Source organism: Neisseria weaveri, assembly GCF_900638685.1.
Taxonomy (GTDB): Bacteria; Pseudomonadota; Gammaproteobacteria; order Burkholderiales; family Neisseriaceae; genus Neisseria; species Neisseria weaveri.
Genome location: NZ_LR134533.1, coordinates 524,580 through 544,958 on the forward strand (window position 1 = coordinate 524,580; position 20,379 = coordinate 544,958).

The 20,379-nt window shown below is 51.7% G+C and carries 17 protein-coding genes and 1 pseudogene; 13 read left to right on the forward strand and 5 right to left on the reverse strand.

What is annotated here, in order from left to right:
* Nucleotides 1–23: 23 nt before the first annotated feature.
* Together nadC and EL309_RS02650 are read right to left on the reverse strand one after the other, a co-directional pair.
* On the reverse strand, nucleotides 24–899 hold the full coding sequence (gene nadC, locus EL309_RS02645; protein WP_004282941.1) for a carboxylating nicotinate-nucleotide diphosphorylase: 876 nt from the start codon (nucleotides 897–899) through the stop codon (nucleotides 24–26).
* 21 nt (nucleotides 900–920) lie between these two features.
* Nucleotides 921–1,862: an NUDIX hydrolase gene (locus EL309_RS02650; RefSeq protein WP_004282940.1), complete on the reverse strand. Its 942-nt coding sequence runs from the start codon at nucleotides 1,860–1,862 to the stop codon at nucleotides 921–923.
* A gap of 193 nt (nucleotides 1,863–2,055) precedes the next feature.
* On the opposite strand from EL309_RS02650, the gene nadA reads away from it, so the two are divergent.
* From nadA to EL309_RS02670, 4 genes and pseudogenes are all read left to right on the forward strand, one after another.
* Nucleotides 2,056–3,174 carry a quinolinate synthase NadA gene (gene nadA / locus EL309_RS02655; RefSeq protein ID WP_004282939.1) on the forward strand — a complete coding sequence of 373 codons (1,119 nt, stop codon included), beginning with the start codon at nucleotides 2,056–2,058 and terminating at the stop codon, nucleotides 3,172–3,174.
* Nucleotides 3,174–4,681: pseudogene (gene nadB / locus EL309_RS02660) on the forward strand (L-aspartate oxidase). Before nadA ends, nadB begins: the two are co-directional and overlap by 1 nt.
* 168 nt (nucleotides 4,682–4,849) lie before the next feature.
* Nucleotides 4,850–5,986 carry an aminotransferase class V-fold PLP-dependent enzyme gene (locus EL309_RS02665; RefSeq protein WP_004282938.1) on the forward strand — a complete coding sequence of 379 codons (1,137 nt, stop codon included), beginning with the start codon at nucleotides 4,850–4,852 and terminating at the stop codon, nucleotides 5,984–5,986.
* Between the two features lie 191 nt (nucleotides 5,987–6,177).
* Nucleotides 6,178–6,858 carry an epoxyqueuosine reductase QueH gene (locus EL309_RS02670; protein WP_004282936.1) on the forward strand — a complete coding sequence of 227 codons (681 nt, stop codon included), beginning with the start codon at nucleotides 6,178–6,180 and terminating at the stop codon, nucleotides 6,856–6,858.
* A gap of 84 nt (nucleotides 6,859–6,942) precedes the next feature.
* On the opposite strand, the gene EL309_RS02675 is transcribed toward EL309_RS02670, so the two are convergent.
* The gene (locus tag EL309_RS02675) at nucleotides 6,943–8,391 is read right to left on the reverse strand and encodes a phospholipase D-like domain-containing protein (protein ID WP_004282934.1); all 1,449 of its coding nucleotides are present in this window, start codon (nucleotides 8,389–8,391) and stop codon (nucleotides 6,943–6,945) included.
* Nucleotides 8,392–8,627: 236 nt separating this feature from the next.
* Here EL309_RS02675 and trpA point away from each other — a divergent pair, with 236 nt between their 5' ends.
* The 3 genes from trpA (at nucleotide 8,628) to EL309_RS02690 (ending at nucleotide 11,784) form a co-directional block, all read left to right on the forward strand.
* Nucleotides 8,628–9,416: a tryptophan synthase subunit alpha gene (gene trpA / locus EL309_RS02680; protein ID WP_004282932.1), complete on the forward strand. Its 789-nt coding sequence runs from the start codon at nucleotides 8,628–8,630 to the stop codon at nucleotides 9,414–9,416.
* 32 nt (nucleotides 9,417–9,448) lie between these two features.
* Nucleotides 9,449–10,318 (forward strand): acetyl-CoA carboxylase, carboxyltransferase subunit beta, encoded by an 870-nt coding sequence (gene accD / locus EL309_RS02685; RefSeq protein ID WP_004282930.1) that lies wholly within the window; start codon nucleotides 9,449–9,451, stop codon nucleotides 10,316–10,318.
* A gap of 119 nt (nucleotides 10,319–10,437) precedes the next feature.
* On the forward strand, nucleotides 10,438–11,784 hold the full coding sequence (locus EL309_RS02690; RefSeq protein WP_040669550.1) for a DUF2868 domain-containing protein: 1,347 nt from the start codon (nucleotides 10,438–10,440) through the stop codon (nucleotides 11,782–11,784).
* Nucleotides 11,785–11,845: 61 nt separating this feature from the next.
* Here the strand turns inward: EL309_RS02690 and EL309_RS02695 are convergent, their stop codons facing one another.
* Complete coding sequence (locus EL309_RS02695; RefSeq protein WP_126382074.1) at nucleotides 11,846–12,097, reverse strand: hypothetical protein; 252 nt, start codon at nucleotides 12,095–12,097, stop codon at nucleotides 11,846–11,848.
* Nucleotides 12,098–12,388: 291 nt separating this feature from the next.
* Between EL309_RS02695 and EL309_RS02700 the strand changes: the two genes are divergently transcribed.
* Together EL309_RS02700 and EL309_RS02705 are read left to right on the forward strand one after the other, a co-directional pair.
* Nucleotides 12,389–12,643, forward strand: coding sequence for a helix-turn-helix domain-containing protein (locus EL309_RS02700; RefSeq protein ID WP_004282923.1), 255 nt, complete (start codon nucleotides 12,389–12,391; stop codon nucleotides 12,641–12,643).
* A gap of 192 nt (nucleotides 12,644–12,835) precedes the next feature.
* Entirely contained in the window at nucleotides 12,836–14,170 is a 1,335-nt protein-coding gene (locus EL309_RS02705) for a DUF3482 domain-containing protein (RefSeq protein ID WP_004282922.1), read from the forward strand.
* Nucleotides 14,171–15,188: 1,018 nt separating this feature from the next.
* On the opposite strand, the gene EL309_RS02710 is transcribed toward EL309_RS02705, so the two are convergent.
* Nucleotides 15,189–15,653, reverse strand: coding sequence for a winged helix-turn-helix transcriptional regulator (locus tag EL309_RS02710; protein WP_004282919.1), 465 nt, complete (start codon nucleotides 15,651–15,653; stop codon nucleotides 15,189–15,191).
* Between the two features lie 131 nt (nucleotides 15,654–15,784).
* Here EL309_RS02710 and EL309_RS02715 point away from each other — a divergent pair, with 131 nt between their 5' ends.
* From EL309_RS02715 to dapE, 4 genes are all read left to right on the forward strand, one after another.
* A complete protein-coding gene (locus EL309_RS02715; protein WP_004282918.1) occupies nucleotides 15,785–17,041 on the forward strand; it encodes a D-amino acid dehydrogenase in 1,257 nt (418 codons plus the stop codon).
* Nucleotides 17,042–17,267: 226 nt separating this feature from the next.
* Entirely contained in the window at nucleotides 17,268–18,326 is a 1,059-nt protein-coding gene (gene alr / locus EL309_RS02720) for an alanine racemase (protein WP_004282916.1), read from the forward strand.
* 121 nt (nucleotides 18,327–18,447) lie between these two features.
* On the forward strand, nucleotides 18,448–19,191 hold the full coding sequence (locus EL309_RS02725; RefSeq protein ID WP_004282914.1) for an NYN domain-containing protein: 744 nt from the start codon (nucleotides 18,448–18,450) through the stop codon (nucleotides 19,189–19,191).
* A 43-nt stretch (nucleotides 19,192–19,234) separates the two neighbouring features.
* Nucleotides 19,235–20,371: a succinyl-diaminopimelate desuccinylase gene (gene dapE / locus EL309_RS02730; RefSeq protein WP_004282912.1), complete on the forward strand. Its 1,137-nt coding sequence runs from the start codon at nucleotides 19,235–19,237 to the stop codon at nucleotides 20,369–20,371.
* Nucleotides 20,372–20,379: the final 8 nt, after the last annotated feature.

A 20,379-nucleotide genomic window follows, 5' to 3' on the forward strand; every position in this document is an offset into this window, starting at 1 on the left:
GCCTACACCCTATTGCTTTCCGTTTATCCGGCAATAAAGTCCAAACCGATATCCAAAGCACGGCTGCTGTGCGTCAGATAACCCAGCGCGATAAAGTCCACACCGGTGGCCGCCACTTCGCGCAAACGGTTGAATTTAATCCCGCCCGACGCTTCGCAGCGCGCTTTACCGCAGCACATGGCTACGGCTTGTTTCAACGTTTCATTGTCCATATTGTCGAGCAGCACCAAATCCGCACCGCCCGCCAAGGCCTGCTCCAGCTGGGCTAAAGTGTCCACTTCCACCTCAACGGGAATCAGATGCCCGGCCAACTGTTTGGCACGTTGTACGGTTTCTTTCAGGCCGTCTGAATAGACTAAGTGGTTGTCTTTAATCAGAATCGCATCGTCCAAGCCCATGCGGTGGTTGCAGCCGCCGCCCGCGCGCACGGCGTATTTTTGCAGCGTGCGCAGTCCGGGAATGGTTTTGCGGCTGCAGGTGATGCGCGTCGGGTAATCTTTGATTTCGGCAACGGCAGCGGCGGTCATACTGGCAATGCCGCTCAGATGAGTCAGATAATTGAGCGCGGTACGTTCGGCGGTAAGCAAAGCATGCGCCGAACCTTTCACTTTAGCCAACATTTGGCCTGCCCGAATATCGGCACCGTCTGCCGCCAAAGCCTGAAACTCGATTGACGAATCGGTTTCCGCAAACGCCAGCCGGGCCAAATCCATACCGGCCAACACGCCGTTTTCACGGCTTACCACCGCCAACTCAGCCTGCACGCCGGCGGGAATCGCCACCGCAGACGTTACGTCGCCGCGCCGCCCCAAATCTTCCAACAAAGCCTGTTGGACAAATGATTTCAACACTACATCGGGCAAGGGAAACAATAAAGGCGAAGTGCCAGCTTGCTGCATAAGGTTCTCCATAAAGTCTGTTTATTTGCGCAACGGCAGCTTGATGTCGGAAATCAGGCTTTCCAGCAGCACATTGTCTTTAAACTTATAAAGCTGGGCCGGGCGGCCGACGCCGCTTACGGTATTGCCCGGCACAGGCTCTATCAAATCCTGATGCTTGATCTGGCGGCGGAAATTCTGCTTGTGCAACCTTAATCCGATTAAGGCTTCAATACTTTGCTGCAATTGCAGCAGGGTAAATTGCGGCGGCAGCAATTCGTAAATAATCGGGCGGTATTTGATTTTCGAACGCAAACGCGACATGGCGGTGGCCAACACGCGCCGGTGGTCGTGCGCCATAAACTTGCCGGTCAAAGCACAATCAAACCCTGCCGCCTGCTCGGGCGACTCGTGAATCAGCCCCGCTTCATACAGCAATTCGTAGCGCAACAGCACATATTCTTCCGACCATTCATAAGGCTCCAGCCCCCAACACAAATTCATGCGGTTCAACCGCTCTTGCCGTCTGGCTTCTGTATCGGCGGTGTTTGCCCAGCGGCGGATGTGCTGCACGATATGGGCAACGGTTTGGCCGTGCGCTTCATGGCAAGTATCTTCCCACGGAAAATAAACATACCAATCGCACCATCTGGCCGTATCGCTCAAGATATGCTCGTTTGCTTCGCGTACCAAACCCAAATAACTCACATACAGCACCGGCAAGCCCTGTTCGTTTTTGCGCCCTGCATCAATAAAAGTATACAGCTGCTCCACATAACCCATCGGCTGGCCGGTTTTCTTCGCCACCCACACGCGCACGCCCGCCTGAAGCGAACGGTGTACCGGCAGCAGAGGGCCGTTGAGCAGCAGGCTGCCGTCTTCAACCGTCAGCACGCGCGGTCGGCCGTCGGTAACCGCAATCAAAACCGCCACCAGCTCTACCAAGCCTTCAACACTGCCGTCTGCTTCAGGAAACGAATCCATCTGTTCTGCACCCGATTATTGGTTAAAACCTTATTTTAGCGCATATTACAGTGCAATTTTTATTGCATATTTGCCGTGCCGCATTTCAAAGTACCCGCAACTGTCACTCAAAATAAGGATTTCTCCTTGCCCATTATACTCAATATGAGCATAATGTAAAAAAGAAATTTATCCTATAAGGAGAAACCATGCCATGCAAACCACCCAATACCGCGCTTTCGACTACGATGCACCGTTGTCGAACCAGCCCACTTCCGCCTGCCAAATCCGCCAAGCATGGGCGCGTGTGCCCGAGCCTTTGTCCCATGGAGCCACAGGCCGTCTGAAAAACGAAATCCGCGATTTATTGGAGCGGCACAATGCCGTGTTGGTCGCGCATTATTATGTTGACCCGCTGATTCAGGATTTGGCTTTGGAAACAGGCGGCTGTGTAGGCGATTCGTTGGAAATGGCGCGTTTCAGTGCGGAACATCCTGCGCAAACGCTGGTGGTGGCCGGCGTACGTTTCATGGGCGAGAGCGCCAAAATTCTCAGCCCTGAAAAAACCGTGTTGATGCCGGATTTGGAAGCGGAGTGCTCTTTGGATTTGGGCTGCCCGGCCGATGAATTTGCCGCATTTTGCGATCAGCATCCCGACCGCACGGTGGTGGTGTATGCCAATACTTCCGCAGCCGTTAAAGCGCGCGCCGATTGGGTGGTTACTTCTTCGATTGCCTTGGAAATTGCTACGCATCTGCATCAACAAGGCAAAAAGCTGATTTGGGGCCCCGACCGCCATTTGGGCGAATACATCCGCAAAGAAACCGGCGCGGACATGCTGCTGTGGCAAGGTTCGTGCATTGTGCACAACGAATTTAAAACGTCCGAACTGGCCGCCCTCAAAGCCAAACATCCCGAAGCCGTGGTATTGGTGCACCCCGAATCTCCGGCGGGCGTTACCGAATTGGGCGATGTAGTCGGTTCGACCAGCAAGCTGCTGAAAGCGGCCATTGAGCGGCCGGAACAGACCTTTATCGTGGCCACCGACTTGGGCATTCTGCATGAAATGCGCAAGCATGCGCCGCACAAAACCTTTATCGCCGCGCCCACCGCAGGCAACAGCGCCACCTGCAAAAGCTGCGCGTTTTGCCCGTGGATGGCGATGAACTCGCTGCAAGGTATCCGCAACACGCTGGAAAACAAAACAGGCGAAATCCTGCTGGACGAGCAACTAGGCAAAGCCGCCAAACTGCCGCTCGACCGCATGCTGAAGTTTGCCGCTGCCTTAAAACAACCCAAACAAAATGTTTTCAACGGAATCGGGCCGGCATAATGAATACCGAATGGGACGTTATCATCGCCGGCAACGGCTTGGCCGCCTTAACGTTGGCACTCTCGCTACCTGAAAGCTGCCGTATTGCCGTTTTGTGCAAAAACCGCCTGCCACACAGCGCCAGCAGCCATGCACAGGGCGGCATTGCAGCGGTTTTGTATGATCCCGACACGCTGGAAAAGCATGTGGCCGACACCTTAACTGCCGGAGCGGGTTTGTGCGATGAAACGGCGGTGCGTGACATTTTGGCGCAAGGCGGGCAAGCGATTGAATGGCTGCTGCAATTTGGCGTGCCGTTCGACCGAAATTCAGACGGCCTGCTGCATTTAACCCGCGAAGGCGGCCACAGCATGCGCCGCATCGCCCATATTGCCGACCACACCGGCAAAGCGGTGATGGAAAACCTGCATCAAGCCTTACTCAACCGAGCCAATATCCATGTGTTTGAACACCATATGGCGCTGGATGTGTTGAAAAATCCCGAAGGCTCGGCTTGCGGCTTGCGCGTGTTATCTCAAGAAAACGGCCAGACAGCCGAATGGCATGCCCGCTATACCGTGCTGGCCGGCGGCGGCTTGGGGCAGATTTATCCGCACACCACCACCCCGCCGGAATGCACGGCGACAGCATCGCGATGGCTTTGCGGGCGGGCTGCGCCGTCGAAAACGCCGAGTTTATCCAATTCCACCCCACCAGCTTGGCCTTGCCGCATAAAACAGACGGGCGGACTTTTCTGATTTCCGAAGCCGTCCGCGGCGAAGGCGGCGTATTGCGCAACCAGCAAGGCGAACGTTTTATGTTGGGTCAACATCCTTTGGCCGAACTGGCACCGCGCGATATCGTCGCCCGCGCCATTGCCCGAGAAATCGCCAAGCAAAGCGAACCGTTTGTGCGGCTCGACATCAGCCACCGACCGGCAGAATTTGTCCGCAGCCATTTCCCCTGCATTTACGCTCACTGCTTGGCCAACGGCATCGACATCACCCGCGAGGCCATGCCCGTTTGCCCCGTGCAACATTACACCTGCGGCGGCGTGGCCACCGACACTTGCGGCAGATCCCAAATCGCCAACCTGTTCTGCTTGGGCGAAGCCGCCTGCACCGGCCTGCACGGAGCCAACCGCTTGGCCAGCAATTCGCTGCTGGAATGCGTAGTCATGGCGCGTAAAGCGGCGGAACGGATAGAGAAGGGCGGGAAACAGATTTTGTTGAAACGCACCGAACCAAGCGTTCACACACCGGCGAATCCGCCCTCAAACCTGCCCGTATTCAGCCGCGAAAATCTGCACCGCCTGACTGCATCCTGCTTGGGCATTTTGCTCAATCATAAAGGCTTGGCTGAAGCACAGGCCGTCTTAAACGCTTGGCTGAACACTTTACCCGAACCGCAAACCGCGCGGGAATACGAAGACCGCAATCTGCTGCTGTGCGCCAAAGCCGTAGCCGATGCCGCCGTATCACGAAGCCATAATGTCGGCGCCCATTTCAACACCGACTTACCAAGCTGAAAATACATTTTCCTTATGCCGAAGGCCGTCTGAAAATTTCAGACGGCATCCACAACACAACCCGATACCATAAACAGCATCTTCGGCAAGCCATCAATGGAACTTCATTCTTAACTTCAATAATGTTAATATCGCCATGACAATCAATAACAAAGGAGGAAGCCCCAAATGTCAGCCACACAACTGCCCCGCCCTGAAATCGACGAAAACGGCCTGTTGGAATATTCCGTTGTCTATACCGACCGTGCCTTAAACCATATGTCGCAAAAATTTCAGACGGCCTTACGCTATATTTCCGCCACCCTGAAACAAGTTTACCGCGCACAACACGCCGCCGTGATTCCCGGCAGCGGCTCATCCGGCATGGAAGCGGTTGCCCGCCAACTGGCACGCAATGAAAAATGCCTGATTGTGCGCAACGGCTTTTTCAGCTTCCGCTGGACTCAGATTCTGGAAAAAGGCGCGATTGCTTCAGACACCAAAGTGTTAACCGCCCGCCAAAACGATGCGCCGCAAGCACCGTTTGCACCCGCGCCGATTGACGAAGTGTGCGCCGAAATCGCCGCTTACCGCCCTGCCGTCGTGTTCGCCCCCCACGTTGAAACCGCGTCGGGCATTATGCTGCCCGACGACTACATCGCCCGCTTGGCCGAAGCCGTGCATGCCGTCGGCGGTTTGCTGGTGATTGACTGCATTGCTTCCGGCTGCATGTGGCTGGACATGGAAAAACTCGGTATCGACGTTTTGATCAGCGCCCCGCAAAAAGGCTGGAGCGGTTCGCCCTGCTGCGGACTGGTGATGTTGAACCAAGCCGCCTACGACAAAGTGCAGCAAACCGAGTCCGACAGCTTCACCCTGGATCTGAAAAAATGGCTGCAAATCATGGAAGCCTTTGAAAACGGCGGCCATGCCTACCACGCCACACCGCCGACCGACGCACTGCTGCAACTGCACGACGTGATGAAAGAAGCGGAAACCATCGGTTTCGAAAAGCTGCGTGAGGCACAAATCGAGTTAGGCCGAAAAATCCGCACGCTGCTGGCAGAACAAGGCTTCCCAAGCGTAGCCGCCCAAGGCTTCGAAGCCCCCGGCGTGGTGGTTTCCTACACCGGCAATCCAGAAATCCAAAGCGGCAAAGCCTTTATCGGACACGGTATGCAGATTGCTTCCGGCGTACCGCTGCAATGCGGCGAACGCAACGATTTCTCAACTTTCCGCTTAGGTCTGTTCGGCTTGGACAAACTGCAAAACATCGACCGTACCGTTCAGAGCTTTGCCGGCGTTTTATCCAAGGTAAACCGATAAAACCGGTACAGCCGAAATCACAGAGGCCGTCTGAAAATTTCAGACGGCCTTTTTTACGGTATCCCAAGCCCGATGCTTCTGATAAAATGCGCATCAAATCAACACCATTCCCGGACAGTCCGATTCTTTCCGCCTATCTTTGCCGGCAAAATAAGGCCGTCTGAAATTTTTTACAAAACACAGAACACATCATGAACGACAAACCCGAAGTTACTCCCATCGACCGCCCCGTGCTGAACCCGCCCGGCGGCGAGAAAAAAGTGCTGCTGCATTCCTGCTGCGCCCCCTGTTCCGGCGAAGTGATGGAAGCCATGCTCGCCAGCGGCATTGATTTCACCATCTTTTTCTACAACCCCAACATCCATCCGAAAAAAGAATACGAAATCCGCAAAAACGAAAACATCGCCTTTGCCGAAAAACACAATATTCCCTTTATCGACGCGGATTACGATGTGGACAACTGGTTCGAGCGCGCCAAAGGCATGGAAATGGATCCCGAACGCGGCCGCCGCTGCACCATGTGTTTCGACATGCGTTTCGAGCGCGCCGCCCTTTATGCCCACGAACACGGCTTTCCCGTGCTTACCAGCTCTTTAGGCATCTCGCGCTGGAAAAACATGAACCAAATCAACGACTGCGGCCACCGCGCCGTCGCCCCTTACGATGATGTGGTGTATTGGGATTTCAACTGGCGCAAAGGCGGCGGCAGCGCACGCATGATCGAAATCAGCAAGCGCGAACATTTCTACCAGCAGGAATACTGCGGCTGTGCGTATTCGCTGCGCGATACCAACCATTGGCGTAAATCGCAAGGCCGTCCGCCGATTAAAATCGGTGTGAAATATTACGGCGACGACGAAGAAGCCGAGTAATCCGTCTTTATACCAATCACAAGAAACAAAAGGCCGTCTGAAAATTTCAGACGGCCTTGTTTGATATCAATACACAAGCAAACTTCAATTCTTGAGATGCTTACCCGCTTTAAACCGCCGAAGCTGGCGTACAGCCTGAAAAGTCGTACCCAGGCCGCCAATGGCCAACAGCAGCATCAACGGCCAGGTCACCACTTGCGGCACAAACCAAAGCAGCACGGCCAACAGCAAAATAAAAATGCCGATACTCAAATACGACCAGGCCTCGGATTCGTCCACCAGCCGCGTTCCTGAAAAAGTCGAATCAAAAGCATAACTCATCTGAATCACCTGTCTGACCACACTTTTGGCCTGCGCTTTATTCAGATTCGCCATGCCCTGAAACATTTTCTCGCGGCGCTCTTTTAATTCCGCGTGTTTTTCATCGGTCAGAATCACTTCGGTGGAACGGTTCAAATCGTTCAAAAATACCCGTTCCAGCTGATACACCGTTTCGGGGTCTTCAATCGAAATATCCAATTCGCGGTTGGCATACCAGCTCGACAGATTGAGATTGGTGCTGCCGACTCTGGCCCATTGGCCGTCCACAATTGCCGTTTTCGCATGAATCATCGTGCCGTCCCACTCGAAAACGCGCACGCCGGCTTCCAGCAACGGACGATATTGCGTGCGCGAAACCGTGCCGATCCAGCGTATGTCCGAGGTGCGCGGCACCAAAATCCGAACATCGACACCTGCCTGCGCCGCATTGATCAAAGCCTGAACATACATTCTGGTCGGCATAAAATAAGCATCGGTAATCCAAAGGTTTTGCGTTGCCAAACCGATGGTATTCAAATCCACGCGCATGGTATTGATGTTTGCCGGCGTCGTAGCCAATACCCGCGCCTTCGCGTTGCCTGCCGGCGAGACATCGGCCGCATCGTAGCGGTTTAACAAAGGCATGACCGCACCTTGGGATTTTACCGTATCGACAAACGCATCCAGCACATCCTGAACCGCCGGCCCCGACACTTTCAAACCCGTATCGCGCCAAGCCTCCACACCTTTAGCCGGATTGCCTTCCCATGCGGAAGAAATACACAAACCGCTGACAAATGCCGTCTGCTCATCGATAATCAGGGATTTCCGATGGTTTCTCGACAAAACTCCGATTCCCACACCCAAGCTGAGCGGATTGTAAGCCGCCACCACCGCCCCGGCTTCCGCCAAAGGCCTGAAAAAGCCGCGCAAATGCGCATGAATGCTGCCCAACCAATCGTACACCAGCACAACTTTCACGCCTTGTGCCAGTTTATCCAGTAAAATCGCGCGTATCCGTTTTCCATATTCGTTAGGCGCGAAAATATACATTTCGATGCAGATCGACTCATTTGCGCTTTGCAGCGCCGCCTCCCAAGCCGGAAAATTTTCCGTGCTGTCCAGCAGCAGCTCGATTTGATTGCCGTAACGCGCTTCCGCGCCCGAAGCGCGGTACATCATCTGCTCTATTAAAGCATGCCCGGTTTTTGCCGTTCCCTGTTTCATGTTCATACATCAGCCCGAATACTTTATCCGCACATTATAGTCAATCCGGTTTGTTGTTAACACAAGCCGAACCGGCAGGCATTGCGCCACCGCCCGCATACCGGCTGCAAAACAAAAAACCGAATATATGTAAATTACTGTTTAGGCCGTCTGAAAGCAATGCTATACTGCATATCTTTACGAATCCATACATAATATGCCTTATTTGCAGGCCGTCTGAAAAACCGCCGCGAGAGCAAGCAATGAGCAGAATACAACAAACCTTCCAATCGCTTGACGGCGCCAAAGCCCTGATTCCCTATATCACGGCCGGCGATCCCGACCTGAAAACCACGTTGGCGCTGATGCACAGCATGGTTGAAAACGGTGCCGACATTCTGGAATTGGGCGTTCCTTTTTCCGACCCGATGGCCGACGGCCCCACCATCCAACGCGCGGCCGAACGTGCTTTGGCCAACGGCGTATCACTCAGCGATGTGCTGTCGCTGGTAAAAGCATTCCGCCAAACCGATAACCGCACTCCGGTAATGCTGATGGGTTATCTCAACCCGATTCACAAAATGGGTTATGAAACTTTCGCCCGTGCCGCCGCCGAAGCCGGCGTGGACGGCGTACTCACGGTTGATTCGCCCATCGAAACCATTACCCCGCTCTACCAAGCCTTGAAGCAAAATCAAATCGACTGCATCTTCCTGATTGCGCCGACAACGTCTGAAGCCCGTATGCAGACGATTGCACAACACGCAGGCGGTTTCGTATATTATGTTTCGCTCAAAGGCGTAACCGGCTCCGCCCGGTTGGATACCGATGAGGTTTCACGTAAAATAGAGCTTTTGCGCAAATACATCAACATCCCTATCGGCGTGGGTTTCGGCATCAACAATGCCGAGAGCGCCCAAAAGATTGCTACGGTTGCCGATGCCGTTATCGTCGGCAGCCGCCTGATTCAGGAAATCGAAAACAATGCAGGACGCGAAGCCGAAGCCGTTGGCGTTCTGATTAAAACACTCAAAGACGCCATCCGCGGATAAGGCCGTCTGAAAATTTCAAAAAGGAGCAGCAAATGAGCTGGTTAGACAAGATTCTCCCCCCGAAAATCAAACGCGAAGACAAAAACGCTTCCGTCGTACCCGAAGGTTTATGGTCCAAATGCCCGTCGTGCGCGGCCACCTTATACGCCACCGACCTGCAGCAAAACAACCACGTCTGCCCCAAATGCGACCACCACAATCCCCTGTCCGCCCGCGAGCGCTTAAACCTGCTGCTGGACGAACACGGCCGTGAAGAAATCGGTTCGCACGTCAAACCGACCGATATTCTGAAATTTAAGGACAGCAAAAAATATCCCGACCGCTTAAGTGCCGCCCGTAAATCCACAGGTGAAGACGACGCTTTGGTTGTGATGAAGGGTACGATGAACGGCTTGCCCGTTGTCATCGCCGCTTTTGAATTCCGCTTTATCGGCGGCTCCATGGGTTCGGTAGTCGGCGAGCGTTTCGTACAAGGCGTGCGCCGTGCCGTTGCCGACAATTGCAGCTTTATCTGCGTTGCCGCTTCCGGCGGTGCGCGTATGCAGGAAGGTTTGAACTCTTTGATGCAGATGACCAAAACCAGCGCTTCCCTGCACCTGCTAACCGAAAAAGGCCTGCCTTTCATTTCCGTATTGACCGACCCGACGATGGGCGGCGTATCGGCCAGTTTCGCCTTCCTCGGTGATGTCGTATTGGCCGAACCCAATGCCCTGATCGGCTTTGCCGGCCCCCGCGTGATCGAACAAACCGTACGCGAAACCCTGCCTGAAGGCTTCCAACGCGCCGAGTTTCTGCTGGAAAAAGGCGCAATCGACCAAATCGTCGACCGCCGCGAAATGAAGCAGCGCATCAGCAGCCTGATTACCCTTTTGCGCCGCCAAGACGCTGTCGGCAACGCATAACTGATCTTTTCATTACAAGAGGCCGTCTGAAATTTCAGACGGCCTTTGGTTTTATCTTTATGCTTAATTCATAACACCCTTGTGCTAGAATAAAATCCTTTCATATTTAACAAACCACTATGCTCAACCCACACCGCCAGCTTACCGAACTCGTGCGCCTGCTTCAGGAACGCAGCTACATTTTCCCTGCCGACCCGCAACCCATCACCGAAGCCTTGCGCCACGCCGACGGCAATCCCGAAACCAAACTCAACCGCCGCGCCGAAATGATCGACAGCGACCACAAGCTGCAAGACAGCCTCGCCCGCGTCCGCAGCCTGTTTGCATGGCTGCTGCTGGCGGCTACCGTGTTTTGGCTGGTGAGCGGGTTTGCCGGCACCGTTACCCTGATGCAGCAATCGGGGCTGAACTTCTTTTTCGTGTTGGCAGGCGTACTCGGTTTGCACACCCTGATGCTGCTGGTGTGGCTTGCCGCCGTAGGCATGCGCTTCAAACCCAACGGCTTTTTCGCCAATCCCGCCATGTGGATACGCGGCAAAGACCCCGTCAACCAAGCCATCCTGCGCCTGTATAGCGACGAATGGAGCAAACCCGCCACCCGCTGGCTGATCGGCCAAACCACCCACCGCCTGTGGCTGGCGACCCTGCTCGGCATGCTCGCCGCCGTCGTGCTGCTGCTTACCGTGCGCCAATACACCTTCAATTGGGAAAGCACCCTGTTGAGCGACGGCACCTTTGTCAAAGCCGTGCAGGTTTTATCATGGCTGCCCGCCAAACTCGGCTTTCCCGTGCCCGATACCGAGGCCGTCTTAAACAGCCGTCTGAACAACGACATCACCGCCTCCCGACAATGGGGCGGCCTCTTAATCGGCAGTATCATCTGCTATGGTCTGCTGCCGCGCTTCGCCGCATGGCTCGTATGCAAAATCCTTTCCCGCCGCACCCAAAGCCCGCTGCCGCTTGAAAAACCTTATTACCAACAAATCATCCAACAATGGCAGCAGCGCGTTGTCGATGCCGACACCCAAAGCGAAACCGTTACCGCTGTCGCCCCCAAAATCAGCCTCAACCAATCCCCCAAATGGGCCGTGATGCTCGATGCCGAATGGCCCGACAAAACATGGTTCAAACACATCTTAGGACAAGATTGGCTCGACAAAGGCACCGCCGACAGCCGCGATGCCGTGGCCGTCTTAAAAAACGAATTGCAGACACAGCCCGCACAACTGCTGATCGGCATCCGCGCCCGCAGCGTGCCCGACCGCGGCATCATGCGCCAAATCACCGCTCTGGCCGAAGCCGCGCAAGGCGGAGCAGTAGTGCAGTTGCTGGCGGAAAAAGACTTTTCAGACGGCCTCGAAGACTATTTAAGCCAATGGCACGCAGCTCTAACCGAACGCAGTTTGCCGTGGTTGGATCCGGCTAGGGTTAGCCAGCGGGAGCGGTTGGAGCGGGAGGCCGTCTGAAAATAAAAAAAGCCGTCTGATATTCATTTTCAGACGGCTTATTGTTTGATTGGCGAATAGGTTAACGGTAGCCTGTCATAACAATATAACCTTTAGCGCGCATACAATATCCAATTAATTTGGCAGCCTGTTCGCGGGATAAGTCGCTGGCTCTAACCTCATGGCGGCAATGACCTACTTGATCTGCGGTTGCTTCTTGGGATACCCCTTCTTTAAACCAATAACGGTATGGTTGTAATTGTCGGGGAGAACCGCACGCTGAAACTAAGACAGCCAAGGCACAACAAGAAAGAATAATTTTCATGGTTTTCATCGCAATTTAATTGAAAAAAAGATATTACTTTTTGTTAGAACCGCCTTGACCGGAAGGCGGATTATTTCCTCTGCCGCCACCCGAAGGATTACCTGTTTTGCTCGGCCAGTTGGGATTGTTGCCGTTATTTGCGTACATTCATTGTCTCCTTAATATTAATTATTGGGTTGAATAATCTCCTGAAAAGGAAAAATAAATATAAATTAAAATTTAATAAAGTTCAATTATAGTTGAAAAATATACCATTATAATTAATTGTTTGGGCAGTCGGGTTTTCCCATACTCTATTAAATGGAAAAACAGAACAACCCACACCCTTACCGCTTAGTTTTTGCACAAAACATGCGCCAAGTCCGCCGTTTGAGGGAAATCTCCCAAGAAGAATTGGCATTTGAAGCAGGAATCAGTAAAACTTATATTTGCGAAATAGAACGGGGCAGCAGAGCAGTGTCGATTGATATAATGGGGCGGATTGCAGATGCGCTGGAATTGCCCTTAGAAGAATTGTTACAGCGTGATTTGGCAAAACTAGGCCGTCTGAAATAAGCAGGATTTATTTTAGACGGCTTAATTTTATGAATATATTTGATGGGATTGTATAAATCTAAAAATATTCAAAAAAACAGCCGTCAATCCTATGTGAATTAGCATTTATACTTTTACATTAACGAGAATACCTTGTCGGTACAACACGTGCAGCCTAAAATGCAGGCTGTTAATTCAATGTAAGCTTTTGCCATGCAAAATCCCCTATCCCTAGCCGTAGTCGGCCACACCAACACCGGTAAAACCTCTCTGCTGCGTACCTTGCTGCGCGACAGTCAGTTCGGAGAAGTCAAAAACGCGCCCTCCACCACGCGCCATGTGGAAGAGGCGGCGATTAGCGACGGCAGCAATACGCTGGTTTACCTCTACGACACGCCCGGTTTGGAAGATGCGGGCGGTGTGTTGGATTGGTTGGAAGCCAATACTTCCAGCCGTTCAGACGGCATCGAGCGTTTGCAGCAGTTTCTCGACAGCCCCGAAGCGGCAGGCGATTTCAATCAGGAAGCCAAAGTATTGCGCCAGCTTTTGCAGAGCGATATGGCTTTGTATGTGGTGGACGCGCGCGAACCGGTGTTGAACAAATATAAAGACGAGCTGACCGTGCTTTCGTGGTGCGCCAAACCCGTGATGCCTGTGTTCAACTTTATCGAAGGGCAGGATTTAAGCGAATGGACAACCATGCTGGCACGGCGCGGGCTGCATGTTTACAGCGGTTTTGATACCGTTGCCTTTGATTTTGAGGGAGAAATCCGCTTGTGGGACAACCTCGCCACCATGCTGCCGGAGCGCGATACACTCGACCGTTTGATGGGGATGCGCCGTCGTGAATGGCAAAAGCTCGACAGCGATGCCAAACACGATATCGCCCATTTTCTGCTCGATGTCGCCGCGTATAAACAGGAAATCGACGAAGACGATAACCCCGAGCCGGTATTGCAAACCATGCAGGCCGCTGTGCGCCAGTTGGAACGCCAGCTTCAGCAGCAGTTATTCCAAACCTACCGTTTTTACCACAGCGAAATCGACACGGGCGAATGGGCATTGAAAGAATTCCGCCAAGACCCGTTTGATGCGGATTTGCTCAAAGAATACGGTATCCGCACCGGCACGGGCGCGGCCACGGGCGCGTTAATCGGCTTAGGTGTGGACATGGTAACGCTGGGCGGTTCGCTCGGTTTGGGTACGGCCATCGGTGGTGTGCTCGGCGGTGTGCTGCCGAATATGCAAACCATCAGCGATAAATTATCCGGGATCCAAACGCTGCATATCGACCCTGAAACCATCACATTACTGGCCGCCCGCGCTTTGGATTTGCTCAATGCGCTGCAAAAACGCGGCCATGCGGCGCAAGCCCAGATTCAGATGCTGAGCGGCAAAACGCCGTGGCAGCCTTCCAAACTGCCGTCTGAATTGAACAAAGCCAGAAGCCAGCCGAAATGGTCTGCTTTGAACACGCATTTGCCGGAGCAAAGCAGGCGCGAGCGGGCGGAAGCCGTTTCGGGATTACTGCGCCATTTACAGAAATAGCACCCATCGGATATGCCGAAGGCCGTCTGAAAATTTCAGACGGCCTTTGAGTCTTCCAAATCGATTTCTAATGCCAAACTACCAACACGGTACACAACGCATACCAATTTATCCGAATTATTTGCTGAAAAACTGTCTACTCAAAACCACACTGTTTCCTGTTATTAAAAAACAACATTTAAGGCTGCTGCACCTGTCCATATCATGACAACTTAATTACCATGTTTATTAAAATATTTTCAAAAGTTCCAACTGAAAAACCAACTCTTTATTTTTAAAAGATATTCTATAAATTTAATGATGAAATAAATTTAACAGCCAATATCAACAAATTCATCACATATCGAACAAATACGAAAAAATACGAACATAAAAATTCAAATAAATTCTTTTTATTGTTGCTTTCACAAAAAAAGCAGAAAAAATTTACCGATAATGTTTGACACAGCAAATAAAAAAATGCACAATAGCACCCGTTGAGTTGCTTGATGCAGCTTGATTTTTCTCCTCTATTTCTCCTTTGTAGACTTGGCACACATTCTTACGGATGTGTGCATTTTTTTATCCTCAATATTCAATTGAGATTCATTTTCAAACAAAAACGAATCTCAAAACAACAATTGGCTATGGTACAAATTGATTTTCCGGTCATGCCGCTTATCTCTACCCATTACCTGAAACTGCCTGATTTACACCAGGCGGCAACATCAGTCCGATTTGGAAAAATGCCGGAACGGCAGGCAAGGATATTATGAAGTCCAACTCTTTTTAACAGTTTTTATTGAAATAAAGTTACAAATATTAAATTGATTACAAAAATTTAAGTAATAAAACAAGTAAAATTGTTGACGGAATCCGTGTAAATAGGCATAATCGGTTTCGTTATTTGGTCTCAACGATCAATTAATAGTTTCTCCTCTATTTCTCCTTTGTAGACTTGGCACACATTCTAACGGATGTGTGCATTTTTTTATTCATTTTTAATCATTGTTATAATATTTCAAAAAATTTTAAGAAACTACTCCAAGTCCAGCAGCATTTCTTCTTTTACTTCTTCCATGACTACATAACTTCTGCTTTCTGCAGCTGCAGGCAACTGCAGCAGAATATTGCCCAGCATATCCCGATAAGCCGACATATCGGGCAAACGGACTTTAATCAGGTAATCGTATTCTCCGGAAACCAAATGACATTCCATAATTTGGGGAATCATAGCCACTTCGCGACGGAAATCTTCAAAAATATTGCCGGATTTTGAGCGCAGCTTCAGTTCGACAAAAACCAAAAGGCTTTTACCTAAAGCATGCGGATTAAGGCGCGCATGATATCCGCTGATCACTCCCTCTCTTTCCAAACGCCGCACGCGCTCGGTAACCGGGGTGGTCGACAAGCCTACTTTATCGGCTAATTCCGTCATCGGAATACGGGCATTCTGCTGCAAAAGCTTTAAAATTTTGCGGTCTGTTTTGTCTAATTCTTTCAATTTGGTTTTTCACTTTTTATCCGAATAAAAAAACATAATAACCATTTTTATAGGCTAAATAAAGTGAAACCCACTGTAAGATTTTAATTAGACTTCTCTATTTCACTATGATTACAAACAGGGGCAGGTAAATGGATGTTATTGTGTTGGGTTCGGGCGTAGCCGGCGTTTCCACCGCTTGGTTTTTGGCTAAAGCAGGCCATCGGGTTACCGTTATCGACCGCGCGGATGCCGCCGCGATGGAGACCAGCTTTGCGAATGCCGGACAGCTCTCTTACGGCTATACCACACCGTGGGCCGCACCGGGCATACCTGCCAAAGCAGCCAAATGGATGTTGAAGAAACACTCTCCGCTGATTTTCCGCCCCGACGGCAGCCTGTGGCAGCTGCAATGGCTGCGTCAAATGCTGTCCAACTGCAATAACGAAAAATACCACATCAATAAAGAACGGATGGTACGCATTTCCGAATACAGCCGCGAAATGTTCCGCTGTTTCGAAGCCGAAACCGGCATCACCTTCGAAGGCCGCAATAAAGGTACGCTGCAGATTTTCCGTTCACAATACGAAGTACAGGCTGCAGCCAAAGACATTGCCGTCTTACAGGAATACGGCGTGCCCTACCAAATGCTGACGCCGGAGCAATGTCTCGCATTCGAACCTGCATTAAAAAACGCGCTGCACAAAATTGCCGGCGCGCTACATCTCCCCAACGATGGCACGGGTGACTGCCATCTGCTTACCCAACGTTTGGCCGGATTATGCGAAAAAAACGGCGTATCGTTTGAATTTAACCGCCCTATCGAGCGTTTTGAAACCAACGGCAACACCTTGCGCGCGGTTTACGCTGGCGGGCAACGCTTTGAAGCCGACGTATTCGTGTGTGCCTTGGGCAGCTTCAGCCGTCCCGTTATGCAGCAGTTGGGGTTAAACCTGCCGATTTATCCGGTGAAAGGCTATTCATTAACCGTACCGATTACCGACGAATCGGCCGCACCGGTTTCCACCATTATCGATGAAACCTATAAAGTCGCCATTACCCGCTTCGACCAACGCATCCGCATCGGCGGCATGGCGGAACTGTCGGGCTATGAAATCAAGCTGTTACCGCAACACCGCGAAACACTTGAGCTGGTGGTTAACGATTTATATCCCCGCAGCGGTGATTTGACGCAAGCCTCTTTCTGGAGCGGTTTGCGCCCGATGACGCCTGACAGCACGCCGATTGTCGGTGGCGGCACCCGCTTTGACAATTTGTTTATGAACACCGGACACGGCACATTGGGCTGGACCATGTCGCTCGGCTCGGCCAAAATCGCCGCCGACTTAGCCTGTGGTTTAACACCCGAAGTCCGTAGCGACGATTTGAACCTTTCCCGCTATAACTGATAAATCCCCAGACTGTTTCACTGTTTTACGATACGGCAAACAGACGGCTTCAATATCGGGCTGCTGTTTTTCAGACGGCCTCGATAACAAGCGCGGACTTCACATAACCGCAACCGGCCGATTGCCCTATCCGACAATCAACATCGGTTTTACAATAACGGCTTAAACAGATACCGTTTGGCCGTCTGAAAATTTCAGACGGCCTCCTGAAGACCCAAGGAACCTTATGCGCCCTTTAAACGCCCAAATCCGATTGGATTATTTACGCGAAAACTATCAAACGCTCAAAGCCATTCACGGCAACAAATTACTCGCTGTCGTTAAAGCCGACGCTTACGGACACGGCGCCGTGCGTTGCGCACATGCATTGGCAGACCTTGCCGACGGTTTTGCCGTCGCCACCATTCACGAAGCCGTAGAACTGCGTGAAAACGGCATTACCCAACCCATCCTGCTGCTTGAAGGCGTTTTCGAAGCCGCCGAATATGCTTTGGTAGACCGACACCGCCTCTGGCCGGCCGTGTGCAGCCAATGGCAGCTTGAAGCATTGGCCGCCCACAATTGGCAAAATCCGGTCAAAGTATGGCTCAAAATGGACTCAGGCATGCACCGCGCCGGCTTCTTTCCGCACAACTACGCTGCCGCCTATACCGCACTGAAACAGCAAAAAGCCGTCGACAGCATTGTCAAATTCACCCACTTCGCCTGCGCCGACGAAACCGACAACGGCATGACGGAAATGCAGATCGAAGCCTTTGATCTCGGCTGCGAAGGCTTGGCAGGCGAAGAAAGCATGGCCAACTCCGCCGCCATCCTTGCCCACCCTGCCGCACGGCGTGATTGGGGGCGAGCCGGCATCGCCCTGTACGGTGTCGACCCGTTCGGCAAAACCGACCCGCGCCTGAAGCCGGTCATGCGGCTCAGCACACGCGTGTTCGGGGAACGCGTTTTGCAGCAGCACTCACCCGTCGGCTACGGCGCTGCGTTTTACACCAGCAAATCCACACGCGTCGGCCTGCTTGCCTGCGGCTATGCCGACGGCTACCCGCGCCGTGCCGAAACCGGTACGCCCGTTGCCATTAACGGACACCGCAGCCGCGTCATCGGCCGTATCTCTATGGACATGATGACGGTCGAACTCGACCCTTCGCACGAGGGCTTGGGTAACGAAGTGGAACTGTGGGGCGACACCGTCAATATCAACGAAGTGGCCGCCGCCGCAGGCACGATTGCCTATGAAATATTGTGCAACGTGAAGCGCGCCAAATTTACTTACTACGAATAATCTCAAGGCCGTCTGAAAGTGAGTCGTGCGAGTTTCGCTAAAACTCGTGTGACTCACTTTCAGACGGCCTTTACTGATAATTTTTGCTTTTTGAATAATCACAATACAAAGGGGAAACGGAATGAAAAACCACACAGAACAATCAACGGTTGCATTATTCATTGATGCCGACAATGCTCCAGCTAAAAAAATTGAATTTATAATTAATGAATTAGCGAGCTATGGCTCGGTGATGGTCAGAAAGATTTATGGCAACTGGAAAAAAGAAAGTTTAAAAGGATGGGAAGGGATATTATTAGATTACGCTTTAGCTCCCGTACAACAATTTGATTACACATCAGGAAAAAATGCTACTGATATGGCAATGACAATCGATGTTATGGATTTACTGTTCCAAGGAAAAATAGATGTGTTTTGTATTGCTTCTTCAGATAGTGATTTCACACCGTTAGCTATGCGTATCAAGATGGAGGGTAAACAAGTAATTGGTTTTGGCGAGAGAAATAAATCGTCCAAGGCTTTGGTTGCTGCATGTAACAAATTTTTATTTCTAGATGACAGTCATGAATTAACACAAGAAGCAGGAATCCGTAGGAAAACAGGAGCAGAATTAAAAAGCAATACTTCATTAATGAACCTATTACGCGATGCCATTGCCCATTGTCGCGATGAAGATGGCTGGGCAGGTTTGAATGAAGTAGGAAAAATTATCAATAATCAGTCATCATTTGATAGTAAAAACTATGGGTATTCCAAGTTAAGTGATCTTGTCAAAGCGATTGATATATTTGAAACAAAGCTAGCTGAAAACCGCTCACAAATATTTGTACGCAATAAAAGAGATAAATCCCCCAAGGTAATTTAACCGCATATTCACAAAAATACACAAAGAGGAAAGAGCAAAAATTATGAACGAAAACCAATCCCTCACCTTAGCAAAACAACTGATTGCCGAAGCTTCGGTAACGCCCGACGATAAAAACTGCCAACGTATTCTGGCAGAACGCCTGCAAAAAATCGGTTTTACCGTTGAAGAAATGCACTTCGGCGACACCAAAAACATCTGGGCGCGCCGCGGCAGCGAAGCACCGTTGATCTGCTTTGCCGGACACACCGACGTCGTGCCCGCCGGTCCGTTGGAGCGTTGGACTTCACCGCCGTTTGAACCGACCGAACGCGAAGGCCGTTTATACGGGCGCGGCGCAGCCGACATGAAAACCAGCATCGCCTGCTTTGTTACCGCTTGCGAACGTTTTATAGCCGCCAACCCCGACCACAGCGGCAGCCTGGCCTTTCTCATCACCTCCGACGAAGAAGGCGACGCGCACGACGGCACGACCAAAGTCGTTGATGTCCTGAAAGCACGCGGCGAATTAATCGATTACTGCATCGTCGGCGAGCCGACCGCCGTCAACGGATTGGGCGACACCCTGAAAAACGGCCGCCGCGGTTCGCTGTCGGGCAATCTGACTGTTAAAGGCAAGCAGGGCCACATCGCCTATCCGCATTTGGCCATCAATCCCGTTCATACCGTTGCTGCGGCATTGGCCGAATTGACCGCCACCGAGTGGGACAAGGGCAACGATTATTTCCCGCCGACCGGCTTCCAAATTTCCAATATCAACGGCGGCACCGGTGCCACCAATGTGATTCCCGGCCTTTTAAACATCAAATTCAATTTCCGTTTCTCCACCGAATCCAGCGAAAGCGGCTTGAAACAGCGCGTGCATGATATTCTCGACAAACACAATGTTACCTACGATTTGGAATGGTCATGCTCCGGCCAACCGTTTCTCACCCAAGCCGGTGTGCTGACCGACGTAGCCAGAGCCGCCATTGCCGAAGTGTGTGGTATCGAATCCGAACTTTCCACCAGCGGCGGCACGTCGGACGGCCGTTTTATCAAAGCCATTGCCACCGAGCTGATCGAGTTGGGCCCCAGCAACGAGAGCATCCACCAAATCGATGAAAATGTTTTGTTGGACGATATTCCCAAGCTTTCCTCCATTTACGAAGGCATTATCCGACGCCTGCTCAACGCTTAAACCCCAGA